The sequence below is a fragment of the Aquabacterium sp. J223 genome, from assembly GCF_024666615.1.
Classification (GTDB): Bacteria; Pseudomonadota; Gammaproteobacteria; order Burkholderiales; family Burkholderiaceae_C; genus J223.
In genome coordinates this window covers 522,564-537,870 of sequence record NZ_CP088297.1, presented here as the reverse complement: position 1 = coordinate 537,870, position 15,307 = coordinate 522,564, and the positions used below count along the sequence as shown (strand labels likewise).

General features: G+C 72.2%; 16 protein-coding genes and 1 pseudogene. 11 read left to right on the top strand and 6 right to left on the bottom strand.

The features are described from left to right. Positions 1 to 5 precede the first annotated feature (5 nt). Positions 6 to 890: a 4-hydroxybenzoate octaprenyltransferase gene (ubiA, locus tag LRS07_RS02595; RefSeq protein WP_260500469.1), complete on the top strand. Its 885-nt coding sequence runs from the start codon at positions 6 to 8 to the stop codon at positions 888 to 890. 20 nt (positions 891 to 910) lie between these two features. Here ubiA and proC read toward each other — a convergent pair whose 3' ends face one another. Then, entirely contained in the window at positions 911 to 1,732 is an 822-nt protein-coding gene (gene proC, locus LRS07_RS02590; protein WP_260500468.1) for a pyrroline-5-carboxylate reductase, read from the bottom strand. Between the two features lie 97 nt (positions 1,733 to 1,829). On the opposite strand from proC, the pseudogene LRS07_RS02585 reads away from it, so the two are divergent. The 3 genes and pseudogenes from LRS07_RS02585 to LRS07_RS02575 all read left to right on the top strand — a co-directional run bounded on the left by LRS07_RS02585 (position 1,830) and on the right by LRS07_RS02575 (position 4,693). After that, positions 1,830 to 3,103 (top strand): annotated as a pseudogene (locus tag LRS07_RS02585) (Glu/Leu/Phe/Val family dehydrogenase). 61 nt (positions 3,104 to 3,164) lie between these two features. Continuing rightward, complete coding sequence (locus tag LRS07_RS02580; protein ID WP_260500467.1) at positions 3,165 to 4,139, top strand: Bug family tripartite tricarboxylate transporter substrate binding protein; 975 nt, start codon at positions 3,165 to 3,167, stop codon at positions 4,137 to 4,139. Then, positions 4,136 to 4,693, top strand: a complete 558-nt coding sequence (locus LRS07_RS02575; protein WP_260500466.1) for a 3'-5' exonuclease — start codon at positions 4,136 to 4,138, stop codon at positions 4,691 to 4,693. The genes LRS07_RS02580 and LRS07_RS02575 overlap by 4 nt, the downstream gene beginning before the upstream one ends. Positions 4,694 to 4,708: 15 nt before the next feature. Here LRS07_RS02575 and LRS07_RS02570 read toward each other — a convergent pair whose 3' ends face one another. Then, complete coding sequence (locus tag LRS07_RS02570; RefSeq protein ID WP_260500465.1) at positions 4,709 to 5,410, bottom strand: YggS family pyridoxal phosphate-dependent enzyme; 702 nt, start codon at positions 5,408 to 5,410, stop codon at positions 4,709 to 4,711. Positions 5,411 to 5,439: 29 nt separating this feature from the next. On the opposite strand from LRS07_RS02570, the gene LRS07_RS02565 reads away from it, so the two are divergent. From LRS07_RS02565 to LRS07_RS02550, 4 genes are read left to right on the top strand one after another with little or no spacing between them, the layout of a single operon-like run. Then, the gene (locus LRS07_RS02565) at positions 5,440 to 6,483 is read left to right on the top strand and encodes a type IV pilus twitching motility protein PilT (protein WP_260500464.1); all 1,044 of its coding nucleotides are present in this window, start codon (positions 5,440 to 5,442) and stop codon (positions 6,481 to 6,483) included. A gap of 12 nt (positions 6,484 to 6,495) precedes the next feature. Next, entirely contained in the window at positions 6,496 to 7,092 is a 597-nt protein-coding gene (locus LRS07_RS02560) for a Crp/Fnr family transcriptional regulator (RefSeq protein ID WP_260500463.1), read from the top strand. A gap of 56 nt (positions 7,093 to 7,148) precedes the next feature. Then, a complete protein-coding gene (locus LRS07_RS02555; RefSeq protein ID WP_260500462.1) occupies positions 7,149 to 8,285 on the top strand; it encodes a PilT/PilU family type 4a pilus ATPase in 1,137 nt (378 codons plus the stop codon). Positions 8,286 to 8,324: 39 nt separating this feature from the next. Then, positions 8,325 to 9,227, top strand: coding sequence for an NAD(P)-dependent oxidoreductase (locus tag LRS07_RS02550; RefSeq protein ID WP_260500461.1), 903 nt, complete (start codon positions 8,325 to 8,327; stop codon positions 9,225 to 9,227). A gap of 6 nt (positions 9,228 to 9,233) precedes the next feature. Here the strand turns inward: LRS07_RS02550 and LRS07_RS02545 are convergent, their stop codons facing one another. The 3 genes from LRS07_RS02545 to LRS07_RS02535 are packed head-to-tail and all read right to left on the bottom strand — an operon-like array spanning position 9,234 to position 10,919. After that, complete coding sequence (locus LRS07_RS02545; protein ID WP_260500460.1) at positions 9,234 to 9,911, bottom strand: BON domain-containing protein; 678 nt, start codon at positions 9,909 to 9,911, stop codon at positions 9,234 to 9,236. Then, positions 9,908 to 10,498, bottom strand: coding sequence for an SIS domain-containing protein (locus LRS07_RS02540; protein ID WP_260500459.1), 591 nt, complete (start codon positions 10,496 to 10,498; stop codon positions 9,908 to 9,910). The genes LRS07_RS02545 and LRS07_RS02540 overlap by 4 nt, the downstream gene beginning before the upstream one ends. A 52-nt stretch (positions 10,499 to 10,550) precedes the next feature. Beyond that, a complete protein-coding gene (locus tag LRS07_RS02535) occupies positions 10,551 to 10,919 on the bottom strand; it encodes a YraN family protein (RefSeq protein ID WP_260502018.1) in 369 nt (122 codons plus the stop codon). 13 nt (positions 10,920 to 10,932) lie between these two features. Between LRS07_RS02535 and rsmI the strand changes: the two genes are divergently transcribed. After that, positions 10,933 to 11,880 carry a 16S rRNA (cytidine(1402)-2'-O)-methyltransferase gene (gene rsmI, locus LRS07_RS02530; protein WP_260500458.1) on the top strand — a complete coding sequence of 316 codons (948 nt, stop codon included), beginning with the start codon at positions 10,933 to 10,935 and terminating at the stop codon, positions 11,878 to 11,880. 17 nt (positions 11,881 to 11,897) lie between these two features. Here rsmI and LRS07_RS02525 read toward each other — a convergent pair whose 3' ends face one another. Further along, on the bottom strand, positions 11,898 to 12,278 hold the full coding sequence (locus LRS07_RS02525) for a hypothetical protein (protein WP_260500457.1): 381 nt from the start codon (positions 12,276 to 12,278) through the stop codon (positions 11,898 to 11,900). Between the two features lie 172 nt (positions 12,279 to 12,450). Between LRS07_RS02525 and tldD the strand changes: the two genes are divergently transcribed. Further along, a complete protein-coding gene (tldD, locus tag LRS07_RS02520) occupies positions 12,451 to 13,914 on the top strand; it encodes a metalloprotease TldD (RefSeq protein WP_260500456.1) in 1,464 nt (487 codons plus the stop codon). A 210-nt stretch (positions 13,915 to 14,124) separates the two neighbouring features. Further along, positions 14,125 to 15,246 (top strand): 3-deoxy-7-phosphoheptulonate synthase, encoded by a 1,122-nt coding sequence (locus LRS07_RS02515; RefSeq protein WP_260500455.1) that lies wholly within the window; start codon positions 14,125 to 14,127, stop codon positions 15,244 to 15,246. Positions 15,247 to 15,307: the final 61 nt, after the last annotated feature.

Sequence of the window (15,307 nt, the reverse complement as noted above, 5' to 3'; positions counted from 1 at the left end):
GCCGGGTGACCTCCGCCTCGCATCCCTCCCCGGTGGCCAGCCGCGCGGCGCTGTACCTCGACCTCGTCCGCTGGGACCGCCCGGCCGGCTGGCTGCTGCTGCTGTGGCCGACGCTGTCGGCGCTGTGGATCGCCGCCGACGGCTTTCCCGGCTGGCACCTGCTGGCGGTGTTCACGCTGGGCACCGTGCTGATGCGCAGCGCCGGCTGCTGCGTCAACGACGTCGCCGACCGCGACTTCGACCGGCACGTCAAGCGCACCGCACAGCGGCCGGTGACCCGCGGCGCGCTGGCGCCGCGCGAGGCGCTGGCGCTCGGCGCGGTGCTGGCGCTGCTGGCCTTCGGCCTGGTGCTGACCACCAACGCCGCCACCATCGCCTGGAGCTTCGCCGCGCTGGCGGTGGCCGTCGCCTATCCCTTCGCCAAGCGCTGGGTGTCGATGCCGCAGGCGGTGCTGGGCGTGGCCTTCAGCTTCGGCATCCCGATGGCCTTCGCCGCGGTGCGCGGCGAGGTGCCGGCGCTCGCCTGGTGGCTGCTGGCGGCCAACCTGTTCTGGGTGCTGGCCTACGACACCGAGTACGCCATGGTCGACCGCGACGACGACGTCCGCATCGGCATCCAGACGTCGGCGCTGACGCTGGGCCGCTTCGACGTGGCGGCGGTGATGGCCTTCTACGCGGTGTCGCTGGCCGGCTGGGCCTGGCTGGGCCTCGGCCAGGGCCTGGGCAAGGGGTTCCTGCTCGGCGTCGCGGCCGCGGCGGCGCAGGCCGCCTGGCACTTCCGCCTCATCCGCGAGCGCAGCCGCGAGGGTTGCTTCAAGGCCTTCCGGCTCAACCACTGGCTGGGCTTCGCCGTGTTCGCCGGCGTGGCGCTCGACCACGCGCTGCGCTGACGGCGCGGCTCAGGCGCGGCTCAGGCGCGGCCGAACTCGTCGCCCAGTTCCACCGCCCGCTGCCGGGCGGCCTGCAGCGCGTCGATGAAGTGCTGCTTCACGGCGCGCGATTCGAGCAGCGTCAGCGCGGCGTGCGTGGTACCGCCCTTGGAGGTGACGCGCTCGCGCAGCACCGCCGGCGGCTCGGCCGACCGCTGCGCCAGGGCGGCGGCGCCGGCGAAGGTGGCCAGCGCGAGGCGGCGGCCTTCGTCGGCCGTCAGGCCCATCGCCTCGGCCGCCTGCACCATGGCCTCGACGAAGTAGAAGACATAGGCCGGGCCGGAGCCGGAGAGCGCGGTCACCGCGTCCAGGTCCGCCTCGCGACGCACCCACAGCAGCTGCCCGGTGGGCGACAGCACCTGCTCGACCTGGCCGCGTTCGTCGTCGCTCACGGCATCGCGGGCGAAGAGACCGGTCATGCCCTGGCCGATCAGCGCCGGGGTGTTGGGCATGCAGCGCACCACCCGCGCGCTGCCGGTGGCCGCGGCGATGGCGTCGCTGCGCAGGCCGGCCATCACGCTGAGCTGCAGCGCCTGGCCGACGAAGGGCCGGCAGGGCGCCGCCGCGGCCTGGAAGAGCTGCGGCTTGACGGCCCACACCACCAGCGCCGCGTCCGCGAGCCGGGCATCGGCCTGTGCCAGCACCTGCAGCCCGGGCCAGCGGGTGGTGAGCGCCTCCCGCGCCGGCGCGTGCGGCTCCACCACCAGCACGCCATTCGCCGGCCGGCCGTCCTGCAGCAGGCCACCCAGGATGGCGCCGGCCATGTTGCCGCCGCCGACGAAGGCCAGGGTGGGTGCGTTCATGGCGTCAGTTTAGGGGCATGGGGCGATGCCGCCCGGGCATGTGCGAAGGTCGCCGGGCTGTTGAAATAGGCCCATCCACTTTGCCCCAGGAGGCGCCATGCCGAACCCCTTGTCCTACGTCAGCCAGGATGCGCACGGGCCCTGGGCCACCTACCTGTCGCAGATCGACCGGGTGCTGCCCTACCTGGGTCCGCTCGCCCGCTGGGCGGACACGCTGCAGCGGCCCAAGCGGGCCCTGATTGTCGACATCCCGATCGAGCTGGACAACGGCACGGTGGCCCACTTCGAGGGCTACCGAGTGCAGCACAACCTGTCACGCGGACCCGGCAAGGGCGGCATCCGCTACCACCCGCAGGTGACGCTGGACGAGGTGATGGCGCTGGCCGGCTGGATGACGATCAAGAACGCCGCCGTCAACCTGCCCTTCGGCGGCGCCAAGGGCGGCGTGCGCGTCGACCCGCGGCAGCTGTCGCTGAAGGAATTGGAGCGGCTGACGCGCCGCTACACCAGCGAGATCGGGCTGATCATCGGCCCGCAGCAGGACATCCCCGCGCCGGACGTCAACACCAACGGCCAGATCATGGCCTGGATGATGGACACCTACTCGATGAACGTCGGCGCCACGGCGACCGGCGTGGTCACCGGCAAGCCGGTGCACCTGGGGGGTCGCTGGGCCGGGTCAAGGCCACCGGCCGCGGCGTCTTCGTCTGCGGCCGCGAGGCCGCCCGGCGCATCGGGCTGAACCTGGACGGCGCGCGGGTGGCGGTGCAGGGCTTCGGCAACGTCGGCTCGTCGGCGGCCGAACTGTTCACCGGCGCGGGCGCGAAGATCGTCGCCGTGCAGGACCACAGCGGCACGATCGTCCACCCCGCCGGGCTGGACATGGCCGAGCTGATGCCGCACGTGGCGCGCGAGCGCCAGGTGGCGGGCTTCGCCAAGGCCGAGACGCTGCCCGACGAGGCCTTCTGGGACGTGGACTGCGACATCCTCATCCCGGCGGCCCTGGAAGGCGTGCTGACCGAGGACCGCGCCCGCCGCACCAAGGCCCGGCTGGTGCTCGAAGGCGCCAACGGCCCGACCCATCCCGAAGCCGACGACGTGCTCACCGACCGCGGCGTGCTGGTGGTGCCGGACGTGATCTGCAACGCCGGCGGCGTCACCGTGTCCTACTTCGAATGGGTGCAGGACTTCTCCAGCTTCTTCTGGACCGAGGACGAGATCAACGTGCGGCTGGACAAGATCATGGTCGAGGCGCTGCGCCACATCTGGGCCACCGCCGACCGGCACAAGATCAGCCTGCGCACGGCCACCTTCGCGGTGGCCTGCGAGCGCATCCTCATGGCCCGGCAGGAGCGGGGCCTGTACCCGTGAGCCGGGGCGGGCCGGGTGCGCCCTTGTTCAGGCCACCCACCGCAGCCGCTAGCATGGCCCCATGAAACGAAGAACGACCCTCGTCAGCCTGCTCGCCGCCGGCATCGCCGCGCCCGCGGCCTGGGCCCAGCCGGCCTGGCCATCGAAGCCCGTCCGCATCGTCGTGCCCGCGCCCCCCGGCAGCTCGCTCGACGTCATCGCCCGCCTGCTGGCCGACAAGCTCAAGGACCGCTGGGGCCAGCCGGTGGTGGTGGAGAACAAGCCGGGCGCCGGCGGCCTGCTCGGCGTGGACGTGGCGGCCAAGGCGCCGCCCGACGGCCATGTCATCGCGGTCGGCTTCAACGGGCCGATCGCGTTCGCACCCTTCCTCTACCGCAAGCTGCCCTACGACCCGGCGAAGGACCTGCTGCCGGTGGTCATGACCACGCTGCAGTCCAACGTGCTGGCGGTCAACGCCAACCTGCCGGTGAAGACGCCGCGCGAGTTCGTCGCCTTCGCCAAGGAACGCGCCGGCAAGCTGAACTTCGCGTCGGTGGGCCTGGGCTCGTCCTCGCACCTGACGATGGAGCTGCTGCTGGCCGAGGCCGGCGCGCAAGGCACCCACGTGCCGTACAACGGCTCGCCGCCGGCGGCCATGTCGGTGGGCGCGGGCGAGACCGACGCGCTGGTCGCCGCGGCACCGGCCCTGCTGCCGCTGGCACGCGGCGGCAAGCTGCGGCTCATCGCCACCACCGGCCGCCAGCGCATGGAGTCGCTGAAGGAGCTGCCCACGCTGGTCGAAAGCGGCCTGCCCAACGTCGAGGGCCTGATCTGGAACGGCCTCTTCGTCGCCGCCGGCACGCCGGACGCCGTGGTGCAGAAGCTCAACGCCGACGTCAACGCCGTGCTGGCCGACCCCGCCGTGAAGGCGCAGTTCGACACGCAGGGCCTGCAGCCCGGCGGCGGCAGCGTGGCGGAGTTCCGCCAGCAGGTGGCGGCCGACACCAAGCGGTGGGGCGCGGTCATCGAGCGCCTCGGCCTGAAGATCGATCCATGAGCGGCCTTCACCAGCCCATGCCGGGCGTCGCCGCGGCGCTGTCGGCGCCACCGCCCGCGGTGCTCGACATCGAGGCCTCCGGCTTCGGCGCGGGCAGCTACCCGATCGAGGTCGGCTTCGTGCTGGCCGACGGCCGGGCCTTCTGCACGCTGGTGCGGCCGGAGCCGCAGTGGCAGGCGTGGGACCCGGCGGCGGAGGCGGTGCACCGCATCCCGCGCGCGGCGCTGCACGCCCATGGCCGCGCGCCGGCCGTCGTCACCCGCTGGCTCAACGAGCTGCTGGCCGGGCAGACCGTCTACTGCGACGGCTGGGGCCACGACTTCGCGTGGCTGCACACGCTGTACGACGCCGCCGGCGCGGTGCCCAGCTTCCGGCTGGAAAGCATCGCCACCCTGCTGGAGCCCGCGGCCTGCGAGCGCTGGCATGCGGTGAAGGCCGAGGTGATGGCGGCCAGCAACCTGGACCGCCACCGCGCCAGCAGCGACGCCAAGGTGCTGCAGCGCACCGTGCTGGCGCTGGCCCGCGGCGACGAGCAGACGGCCGACGCCGGTTGAGGCCGGCCGAGCCGGTCAACCCGCCGCGGCGGGGCGGTGGCCGAAGACGGCGGTGCCGACCCGCACCATCGTCGCGCCCTCGGCGATCGCCGCCTCCAGGTCGGCGCTCATGCCCATCGACAGCGTGTCCAGCGCCAGGCCCTGCCCGTTCAACGCCAGCAGCAGTTCGCGCAGCCGGCGGTGCGGGGCCCGCTGCGCCTCGAAGCCCTCGGCCGGCGCGGGGATGGCCATCAGCCCGCGCAGGCGCAGCCGCGGCAGCGCGGCCACCGCGCGGGCGACCGCGGCCACCGCCTCCGGCGCCAGGCCGCTCTTGCTCGCCTCACCGCTGGTGTTGACCTGCAGGCAGACCTGCAGCGGCGGCAGGCCGTCGGGCCGCTGCGCCGCCAGGCGCTCGGCCAGCTTGAGCCGGTCGACGCTGTGCACCCAGTCGAAGGCCTCGGCCACCGGGCGGGTCTTGTTGCTCTGCAGCGGCCCGATCAGGTGCCACTCGGTCCGCGACCGCAGGTCGGCCAGTTCGGCCATCTTGTCCAGCGCCTCCTGGACATAGTTCTCGCCGAAGGCATGCTGGCCGGCGGCATGGGCGGCGCGCACCGCGTCGGCGCCGAAGGTCTTGCTCACGGCCAGCAGCGTGACCGTTTCCACGGCACGGTCGCTGTCGCGGCAGGCCGCCGCGATCCGCTCACGGACCTGATGTAAGTTGGCGGGGACGCTGGCCATAATGGCCCGGGCTCCTCTTTGGTTCGTCGATGGACATCACCCAACTGCTGGCCTTTTCGGTCAAGAACAAGGCCTCCGACCTGCACCTGTCATCCGGCCTGCCGCCGATGATCCGGGTGCATGGGGATGTGCGCCGCATCAACGTCGAGCCGCTGGACCACAAGCAGGTCCACGACATGGTGTACGACATCATGAACGACGCCCAGCGCAAGGTCTACGAGGACACGCTGGAGTGCGACTTCTCCTTCGAGATCCAGGGCCTGGCGCGCTTCCGCGTCAACGCCTTCAACCAGAACCGCGGTGCGGGCGCGGTGTTCCGCACCATCCCGAGCAAAATCCTCACGCTGGAGCAGCTGAACGCGCCCAAGGTGTTCGCCGACCTGGCGCTCAAGCCCCGCGGCCTGGTGCTGGTGACCGGGCCCACCGGCTCCGGCAAGTCGACGACGCTGGCGGCGATGGTCAACCACCTCAACGAGAACGAGTACGGCCACGTGCTCACCGTCGAGGACCCGATCGAGTTCGTCCACGAGAGCAAGAAGTGCCTGGTCAACCAGCGCGAGGTGGGACCGCACACGCTGTCGTTCTCCAACGCGCTGCGTGCCGCGCTGCGCGAGGATCCCGACGCCATCCTCGTCGGCGAGATGCGCGACCTGGAAACCATCCGCCTGGCGCTGACCGCGGCGGAGACCGGCCACCTGGTGTTCGGCACCCTGCACACGTCCAGCGCCGCCAAGACCATCGACCGCATCGTCGACGTCTTTCCCGCCGCCGAGAAGGACATGGTGCGCGCCATGCTGTCCGAATCGCTGGTGGCGGTGATCTCGCAGACGCTGTGCAAGTTGAAGGACGGCTCCGGCCGGGTCGCCGCGCACGAGATCATGATCGCCACCTCGGCCATCAAGAACCTGATCCGCGAGGCCAAGATCGCACAGATGTACTCGTCGATCCAGACCGGCCAGAGCCTGGGCATGCAGACGCTGGACCAGAACCTGTCCGACCTCGTCCGCCGGAACATCGTCAGCCCCGCGGAAGCCCGCGGCAAGGCCAAGTTCCCCGAGAACTTCCCGGGCTGAGGCCGCGGTCCCATGCAGCCGGCCCCCGACCTCGCGCAGCCGCAGCCGGCTGCCACCGACGCGGCGCGTGGTGCGCACGACAGCGCGCGCTGGACGGTGCGCGCGATCGCGCTGCGCGCCGAACCGCACGACGCCGACGATGCGATGGATCGGCTGCTGCGTCTGTGGGGCAGCGACCGCCACGCCGCCGCGCTGCCCGAGGAGGCGCTGCGCCGGCTGCGCCACTACCTGCAGTTCGCGCATGTCCAGCCCGGGCTGCGGCTGATCGAGCAGGACGAGTTCGGCGATTTCCTGCTCGTGCTGCTGGAAGGCAGCATCGCCGTCGAGCGGGTGCAGCCCTGGGGCGCCGGCGTGCGGCTGGCCGAGGCCCGCCCGGGCGACGTGCTCGGCGAGATGAGCCTGCTCGACGCCGGCACGCGCGCCAGCGCCTGCGTCAGCCTGCAGCGTTGCCTGGTGGCCGTGCTGGATCAATACAGCCTGGCCCGCATGGTCGGCGAGGACCCGCGGCTGGCGCTGGCGGTGATGGCGATGGTCGCGCGCCGGCTGTCGCTGCGGCTGCGCCAGACCAGCGCCCGCCTGGGCGCCCTGCTCTCCCGCGAGCCGGGCTGACCGCACCCCGCACCCCGCCGGCCTGCCGCCCGAAGCGAACCCGAGACGAAACCGCCATGGAACGTGACCAGGCCTCCAAGTTCATCCACGACCTGCTGCGCCTGATGGTGTCGCGCAACGGATCGGACCTCTTCCTCACCGCCGAATTCCCGCCGGCGATCAAGGTCGACGGCCGCATCCACAAGGTCTCGCCGCAGCCGCTGGCCGGCGGCCACACGATGGCGCTGGCGCGGGCCATCATGAACGACAAGCAGGCGGCGGAATTCGAGCGCACCAAGGAGTGCAACTTCGCCATCAGCCCGCAGGGCATCGGCCGCTTCCGCGTCAATGCCTTCCTGCAGATGGGCCACGTCGGCCTGGTGCTGCGCACCATCCCCGCGACGCTGCCGACGCTGGAGGGCCTCAACCTGCCGCCGGTGCTGAAGGACGTGGCGATGACCAAGCGCGGGCTGGTCATCTTCGTCGGCGCCACCGGCTCGGGCAAGAGCACCTCGCTGGCGGCCATGGTCGACTGGCGCAACGAGAACTCCTACGGCCACATCATCACCGTGGAGGACCCGGTGGAGTTCGTGCATCCGCACAAGAACTGCATCGTCACCCAGCGCGAGATCGGCATCGACACCGAGAGCTGGGAGGCGGCGCTGAAGAACACGCTGCGCCAGGCGCCGGACGTCATCCTGATGGGCGAGATCCGCGACCGCGAGACGATGGAGCATGCCGTGGCCTTTGCCGAGACGGGCCACCTGTGCATGGCCACCCTGCACGCCAACAGCGCCAACCAGGCGCTCGACCGCATCATCAACTTCTTCCCCGAGGAGCGGCGGGCCCAGCTGCTGATGGACCTGTCGCTCAACCTGAAGGCGCTGGTGTCGCAGCGCCTGCTGCCGCGGGAGGAGGGGAAGGGCCGCATCGCGGCGGTGGAGATCCTGCTCAACACGCCGCTGGTCAGCGACATGATCTTCAAGGGCGAGGTGGGCGAGATCAAGGAACTGATGAAGCGCTCGCGCGAGGTCGGCATGCAGACCTTCGACCAGGCGCTGTTCGACCTCTACGAGGCCGGCCGCGTGACCTACGAGGACGCCCTGCGCAACGCCGACTCGGTCAACGACCTGCGCCTGCAGGTCAAGCTGCACAGCCAGCGGGCCCGCAACAAGGACCTGGCCTCCGGGACCGAGCACCTGCAGATCGTGTAGGCCGACCTAAACTGCGCGCGTTCAGCATCCGGAGCGCGCATGACCACCAAGACCTACGACCCCGTTCCGTCCCGCCGCGTCGCCTTCCTCGGCCTCGGGGTGATGGGCCACCCGATGGCCGGGCACCTGGCCCGCGCCGGGCACCAGGTGACGGTCTACAACCGCAGCCCGGCCAAGGCCGAGGCCTGGGTGAAGGAACACGGCGGCCGGTCGGCACCGACGCCGCGCGAGGCGTCGGCCGGTGCCGAGATCGTCTTCGCCTGCGTCGGCAACGACGACGACCTGCGCTCGGTGGTGCTGGGCGACGACGGCGCCTTCGCCGGCATGCAGCCCGGCGCCCTCTTCGTCGACCACACCACCGCGTCGGCGCTGGTGGCGCGCGAGCTGCACGGCCAGGCCGTGGCCCGTGGGCTGCAGTTCGTCGACGCGCCGGTGTCCGGCGGCCAGGGCGGCGCTGTCAACGGCGTGCTCACGGTGATGTGCGGCGGCGACGCCGCCCCCTTCGAGGCGATGAAGCCGGTGGCGATGGCCTACAGCCGTGCCATCACGCTGCTCGGCGGGCCGGGCGCGGGTCAGCTGGCCAAGATGGTCAACCAGGTCTGCATCGCCGGTCTGCTGCAGGGCCTGTCGGAGGCCATCGCCTTCGGCCAGCGCGCCGGGCTGGACATGCAGCAGGTGCTGCAGGTCATCGGCAAGGGCGCGGCGCAGAGCTGGCAGATGGACAACCGCGGCCCGACCATGGTCGATCGCAAGTTCGACTTCGGCTTCGCGGTGGACTGGATGCGCAAGGACCTCGGCCTGGTGCTGGCCGAAGCCCAGCGCAACGGCGCCCGCCTGCCGGTGACGGCGCTGGTGGACCAGTTCTACGGCGACGTGCAGCAGATGGGCGGCGGGCGCTGGGACACGTCCAGCCTGATCCGCCGGCTCGACCCGGCCGCTTGACGCCGCTTACCGCGGCGCGGTGCCCGTGGCCGGCGCCGGCCGCGGGTTGGGCGGTGCCAGGTTGGCCAGCTCGGCCTCGGTGAGCAGCTCCACCACCCGCACCACCCTCTGCACGCCGCCGACGCTGCGCGTGAGTTCGACCGCGCGGCTGGCCTCGCGCTCGGTGACGCGGCCCATCAGGTACACCGTGCCGCGTTCGGTGGTCACCTTGAAGGCGTTGGCCTGCACGTCCTTGGCGTCGACCAGCGTCGCCTTGACCTTGCTGGTCAGCACCGCGTCGTTGGTGCGCGAGGTCAGCGAGCTGGCGCCCATCACCGCGGTCTCGTTGATCACGTTGCGCACGTTCTCGATGCCGCGCAGCACGCGCTCGACGGTGGCGCGGTCGGCCTCGGTGGGCACCTCGCCGGTGGCCAGCACCAGCAGGTTGTAGCTGACGACGCTGACATGCGCCCGGTCGCCGAGCGCGGCGTTGAGGCGGTTGACCGCCTTCAGCTCGATCGCCTGGTCCTCCACCTGCACGCCGGAGGTGCGGCGGTCGGTGGCCATCAGCGCCCCGCCGACGGCGGCACCGCCGAGCAGCAGCGGCGCACAGCCCGACAGCAGCCCGCTGCCCGCGATCAGCAGCGCCAGCAAGGGAAGGGCGCGCGCGCGGCGGGCGACGGATCGGAAGGTGGTGGGCGTCATGAGGGGTCTTGTTCTCCAAGCAGTTGCAGGTCCACGCCGTCGCACAGGCAGTTCAGCACCACCGCCTGCACCTCGCGCACACGCGCCGGGCGTTCGTGCGGGACGGCCAGCCGCACGTCGGTCTCGGACAGGCGCTCCGCCAGGCCCGGCGCGGCGGCCGGCGTCAGGGCGATGACCGTCATGTCCTGGCCGTGGGCGGCATCGAGCGCGGCCAGCAGCGGATCGCTCGGCGCCTCGTCGCACAGCAGCAGCAGCACGTCGCCGGGCTGGCCGAGGGCCTGCAGGGCGCGCGCATAGCGGTCGTCCGGCAGCGGGGTGCCGGCGGCCGCCAGCGTGGCCTCGGCGCCGAGCGCGATGGCCGGCAGGCCGGGGCGCTCGCGCTCGAAGCGGCCGACGAGCTGGGCCACGAACTGGTGCCCCAGCGCCGCCGAGCCGCCGCCGCCGCACACCAGCAGCTTGCCGCCGCCGGTGATGGCGCCCAGCACCGCCTGCACCGCGTCGGCCAGCGGCCGCGACAGCGCCTCGGCCGCCCGCACCATCAGGTCCGCGCTGTCGAAGAACTGCTGCTGGATGCGCTGCTCAAGCATGGTGCACTGGATGATAAATCAGTGCCTCGGCGCCCCTGGCCATGAAGGCGCCTCAGCCGCCGTCGAAGGCCGCCGGCAGCCACTGCAACTGCTCGCCGTCGATGGCCACCACGTCGAAGCGGCACGGCGGCGGCGACGCGTGGCGCAGCAGGTAGTGCTGCGCCGCCAGCACCAGGCTGCGCCGCTTGGCGGCGGTGACGCTGGCCGCCGAGCCGCCGGCACGACCGTCGCGCCGGGCCCGCACCTCGACGAAGACCACGGTGCCGTCGGGCGCCTGCATCACCAGGTCGATCTCGCCGCCGCGGCGGCTGGGGCCGCGGGCCACCCGATAATTCCGCGCCAGCAGCCGCAGGCCCTGCGCCTTCAGGTGCGCCTCGGCCCGCCGCTCGGCGTCCTGCCCGGTGCGCTGGCGTGCCGTCATCCTCCACAGCGTCTTGAACACCGATTCCTCCTTGCCCGGCCGGCTGCGCGAGGCCGCCGCCGCGGCCTGCGGCCAGCAGGACTGGCCCTGCGCGCTGTACGTGGTGGCCACGCCGATCGGCAACCTGGCCGACCTGAGCCTGCGCGCCATCCACGCGCTCGGCCTGGTCGACGCCATCGCCTGCGAGGACACGCGGGTGACGGCCACTCTGCTGCGCCACCTTGGGCTGCACAAGCCCCTGATCGCCCTGCACGCGCACAACGAGGCCGCCGCCGCGCAGGCGGTGCTGGCGCGGCTGGCCGCCGGCGAACGGGTGGCCTGCGTCAGCGACGCCGGCACGCCCGCCATCAGCGACCCCGGCGCCCGGCTGGTCGCGCTGGCGCGGGAGGCCGGCCACCGGGTGCTGCCGCTGCCCGGCGCGAGCAGCGTGGTCACCGCCCTCAGCGCCGCCGGTGATGCGGCCGCGCGCGGCTTCCGCTTCGCCGGTTTCCTGCCGTCGAAGGGCGCGGACCGGGAGCAGGCGCTGGCCCGGGTGGCCGCCGACATGGACGCGGTGGTGCTGTTCGAGGCGCCACACCGCATCGCCGAGGCGCTGCAGGCGCTGGCCAGGCTGTGCCCGTCCCGGCCCCTGACCGTCGGCCGCGAGCTGACCAAGCAGTTCGAGGCCTTCGTCACCCGGCCCTGTGCGGACATGCCGGGCTGGCTGGCCGAATCGCGCGACAACGCGCGCGGCGAGTTCGTGCTCGTGCTGCATGGCCAGGCGGACGAAGGGCCGACGGCCCTCGCCGCGCTGCCGCCGGCCGTCGAGCGGGCGCTGGCGGACCTGCTGCAGGCCCTGCCGCTCAAGCAGGCGGTGGATCTGGCGGCGGCCCTGTCGGGCCGGCCCCGAAAGCCGCTCTACGCGCGGGCGCTGGCGCTGCGACGGGACGCGGCCGGGGACGAGCCGCCGGTCGAGGGCTGAGACCGCTCCGGTTCGGGTCAGCCGCCGCCGGCCTTCTGGCCGTCGTGGCGCTGACGATGGATGGCGCGGCTGCTGCGGTCCTGCATGCGGTGCAGTTGACGACGTTCCTGCGCCGTCACGCTGCCGTCCGCCTGGGCCCGGGTCTCGGCCTTGTCGACGACGCCCTGGCGGCGCTCGAGCCGTTGCTGTTCCTGCGGCGTCAACTGCCCTTTGGCCGCGCCCTGGTCGGTGCGCTGCTGCTGCAGTTCCTGGCGCTTGTCGACGCCCGGCGTTGCAGTGCCGGGCGCTGTGGGCGGCGCCGTGGTCGACTGCGCCGCGACCGAGCCTGAGAAGACCAGGGCGGCGCCGGCCAGTGCCAGCAGGAGGGGGAGGGTGGAAGGGGTGGCGTGGCGCTTCATGGGATGTCCTTCGGTGATGGAGGAAGTGAACGCGGCCGGCCCCTGCTCAACGCCGCGGCACCGTCGGACAGCGACGCGGTTGAAGGTAAAGATCTGTGAAGGACGGCCCCTGGCGCCGGCTCCTAGAATGGCCTCGGCCCGTGCTGCGCGTGCCGCCTGCGAAGGACCGCCGATGATTTCCCGCGAACCCACCCTGGAACGCCTGGCCGTGGCCGAGGCGGCGCTGCTGGCGCCCTACGGCCTGACCGACGCGCACCTGACCGCCGCGCTGCGCGCCATCGCCCGCCACCAGGTGGACGACGCCGACCTGTACTTCCAGGCCACCCGCCACGAGGGCTGGAGCCTGGAGGAGGGCATCGTCAAGAGCGGCAGCTTCAGCATCGACCAGGGCGTGGGGGTGCGTGCGGTGGCCGGCGAGAAGACCGCCTTCGCCTATTCGGACGACATCTCGGAAGCGGCGCTGCTCGACGCCGCGCGCACGGTGCGCAGCATCGCGGCGGCCGGCCAGACGCGCCGCATCAAGGTGCCGGCCCATGGCCAGGCCGCCGGCAGCCGGGTGTTGTACGCGCCCACCGACCCGATCGGCACGCTGGACAGCACGCAGAAGGTGGCGCTGCTGGAGAAGGCCGAAAAGCGCGCCCGCGCTCGCGATCCGCGGGTGGTGCAGGTGATGGCGGGCCTGGCCGCCGAGCACGACGTGGTGCTGGTGGCGCGCGCCGACGGCACCCGCGCCGCCGACGTACGGCCGCTGGTGCGCCTGTCCATCACCGTGATCGCCGAATCGAACGGCCGGCGCGAAGTGGGCTCGGGCGGCGGCGGCGGGCGCTTCGGCCTCAACTACTTCACCGACGAGCGCATCGACGCCTACGTCGAGCAGGCGGTGAACGCCGCGCTGACCAACCTGGAGTCGCGCCCGGCCCCGGCGGGCGAGATGACCGTCGTGCTCGGCCCCGGCTGGCCCGGCGTGCTGCTGCACGAGGCCATCGGCCACGGCCTGGAAGGCGACTTCAACCGCAAGGGCTCGAGCGCCTTCAGCGGCATGATCGGCCAGCGGGTGGCGGCCAAGGGCGTGACGGTGCTGGACGACGGCACGCTGCCGGACCGCCGCGGCTCGCTCAACGTCGACGACGAAGGCTGCCCCTCGCAGCGCAACGTCCTGATCGAAGACGGCATCCTGCGCGGCTACATCCAGGATGCGATGAACGCGCGGCTGATGAAGGTCAAGCCCACCGGCAACGGCCGCCGCGAAAGCTACGCCCATGTGCCGATGCCGCGCATGACCAACACCTACATGCTGGCCGGCGACCGCACGCCCGACGAGATCGTGGCCAGCATCGACCGCGGCCTGTACGCCACCAACTTCGGCGGCGGCCAGGTCGACATCACCAGCGGCAAGTTCGTCTTCTCGGCCAGCGAGGCGTTCTGGGTCGAGAAGGGCAAGGTGCTCTACCCGGTCAAGGGCGCGACCATCATCGGCAACGGGCCGGACGCGCTGACCCGGGTGTCGATGATCGGCAACGACATGAAGCTCGACACCGGCGTCGGCACCTGCGGCAAGGAAGGCCAGAGCGTGCCGGTGGGCGTCGGCCAGCCGACGCTGCGCATCGACCGCATGACGGTGGGCGGCACCGCCTGAAGCGGGGGTGAGCACCGGGCAGAACCCGCGTGCTACATTCGCGGCCATGCGCTTCGCCTTTTTCTTTGGCTACTTTTGGTTCTCGCACCGCACCGGCGGCGGAGAGGCCCGAGCGTAGACAAAGCGCCAAGCCCACCTCCTCAAGACCGCCGGATGCCCTCCGGCGGTTTTTTTTCGTCCGCCTTCCACCGATCTGCAGGAGCTCGAACGATGACGCCCAAGTCCGCTTCTTCCAACGCCGTGGAGGGCTGGCATGCGCCCGACAAGACCAGCCAGACCGACGACGAGAGGATCGTCGACGTGACGCCGCTGCCGCCGCCCGAGCACCTGATCCGCTTCTTCCCGGTGCGCGGCACGCCGGTGGAGGCGCTGGTCAGCGAGACGCGCCAGCGCATCCGCCGGATCATGAACGGCGCCGACGACCGGCTGCTGGTGATCATCGGACCGTGTTCCATCCACGACCCGCAGGCCGCACTGGAATACGCGCGCCGGCTGAAGGCCGAGCGCGAGCGCCATGCGGACACGCTGGAGATCGTGATGCGCGTCTACTTCGAGAAGCCGCGCACCACCGTCGGCTGGAAGGGCCTGATCAACGACCCGTACCTGGACGAGAGCTTCCGCATCGACGAAGGCCTGCGCATCGCGCGCCACCTGCTGCTGGACATCAACCGCCTCGGCATGCCGGCGGGCAGCGAGTTCCTCGACGTGATCTCGCCGCAGTACATCGGCGACCTCATCAGCTGGGGCGCCATCGGCGCGCGCACCACGGAAAGCCAGGTCCACCGCGAGCTGGCCTCCGGCATCTCGGCGCCGATCGGCTTCAAGAACGGCACCGACGGCAACATCCGCATCGCCACCGACGCCATCCAGGCCGCCGCCCGGCCGCACCACTTCCTGTCGGTGCACAAGAACGGCCAGGTGGCCATCGTCGAGACGGCGGGCAACGCCGACTGCCACGTCATCCTGCGCGGCGGCAAGACGCCGAACTACGACCAGGCCAGCGTGCAGGCGGCCTGCGAGGCGCTGCAGGGCGCGGGGCTCAAGCCGTCGCTGATGGTCGACTGCTCGCACGCCAACAGCAGCAAGCAGCACCAGCGCCAGCTCGACGTGGCGCGCGACATCGCCGGCCAGGTGGCGCACGGCGGCCGCAGCATCTTCGGCGTGATGGTGGAGGGCCACCTGCACGCCGGCGCGCAGAAGTTCACCCCGGGCCGCGACGACCCCGCGAAGCTGGCCTACGGCACCAGCATCACCGACGCCTGCCTGGGCTGGGACGATTCCACGGAGGTGCTGTCGGTGCTGAGCGCCGCGGTGAAGGCCCGGCGCGGCTGAGGGCATCGGGCCGGGTGGCGGCGGCCCGCTTCCTAGAATGCCCGTGGGGTCCTCCGCCCCA

Coding starts and splice junctions, on each gene's coding strand:
- proC (WP_260500468.1), bottom strand. CDS start 1,732: ATGAACGCACCCACCCTGGCCTTCGTCGGCGGCGGCAACATGGCCGGC.
- LRS07_RS02580 (WP_260500467.1), top strand. CDS start 3,165: ATGAAACGAAGAACGACCCTCGTCAGCCTGCTCGCCGCCGGCATCGCC.
- LRS07_RS02575 (WP_260500466.1), top strand. CDS start 4,136: ATGAGCGGCCTTCACCAGCCCATGCCGGGCGTCGCCGCGGCGCTGTCG.
- LRS07_RS02570 (WP_260500465.1), bottom strand. CDS start 5,410: ATGGCCAGCGTCCCCGCCAACTTACATCAGGTCCGTGAGCGGATCGCG.
- LRS07_RS02565 (WP_260500464.1), top strand. CDS start 5,440: ATGGACATCACCCAACTGCTGGCCTTTTCGGTCAAGAACAAGGCCTCC.
- LRS07_RS02560 (WP_260500463.1), top strand. CDS start 6,496: ATGCAGCCGGCCCCCGACCTCGCGCAGCCGCAGCCGGCTGCCACCGAC.
- LRS07_RS02555 (WP_260500462.1), top strand. CDS start 7,149: ATGGAACGTGACCAGGCCTCCAAGTTCATCCACGACCTGCTGCGCCTG.
- LRS07_RS02550 (WP_260500461.1), top strand. CDS start 8,325: ATGACCACCAAGACCTACGACCCCGTTCCGTCCCGCCGCGTCGCCTTC.
- LRS07_RS02545 (WP_260500460.1), bottom strand. CDS start 9,911: ATGACGCCCACCACCTTCCGATCCGTCGCCCGCCGCGCGCGCGCCCTT.
- LRS07_RS02540 (WP_260500459.1), bottom strand. CDS start 10,498: ATGCTTGAGCAGCGCATCCAGCAGCAGTTCTTCGACAGCGCGGACCTG.
- LRS07_RS02535 (WP_260502018.1), bottom strand. CDS start 10,919: ATGACGGCACGCCAGCGCACCGGGCAGGACGCCGAGCGGCGGGCCGAG.
- LRS07_RS02525 (WP_260500457.1), bottom strand. CDS start 12,278: ATGAAGCGCCACGCCACCCCTTCCACCCTCCCCCTCCTGCTGGCACTG.
- tldD (WP_260500456.1), top strand. CDS start 12,451: ATGATTTCCCGCGAACCCACCCTGGAACGCCTGGCCGTGGCCGAGGCG.
- LRS07_RS02515 (WP_260500455.1), top strand. CDS start 14,125: ATGACGCCCAAGTCCGCTTCTTCCAACGCCGTGGAGGGCTGGCATGCG.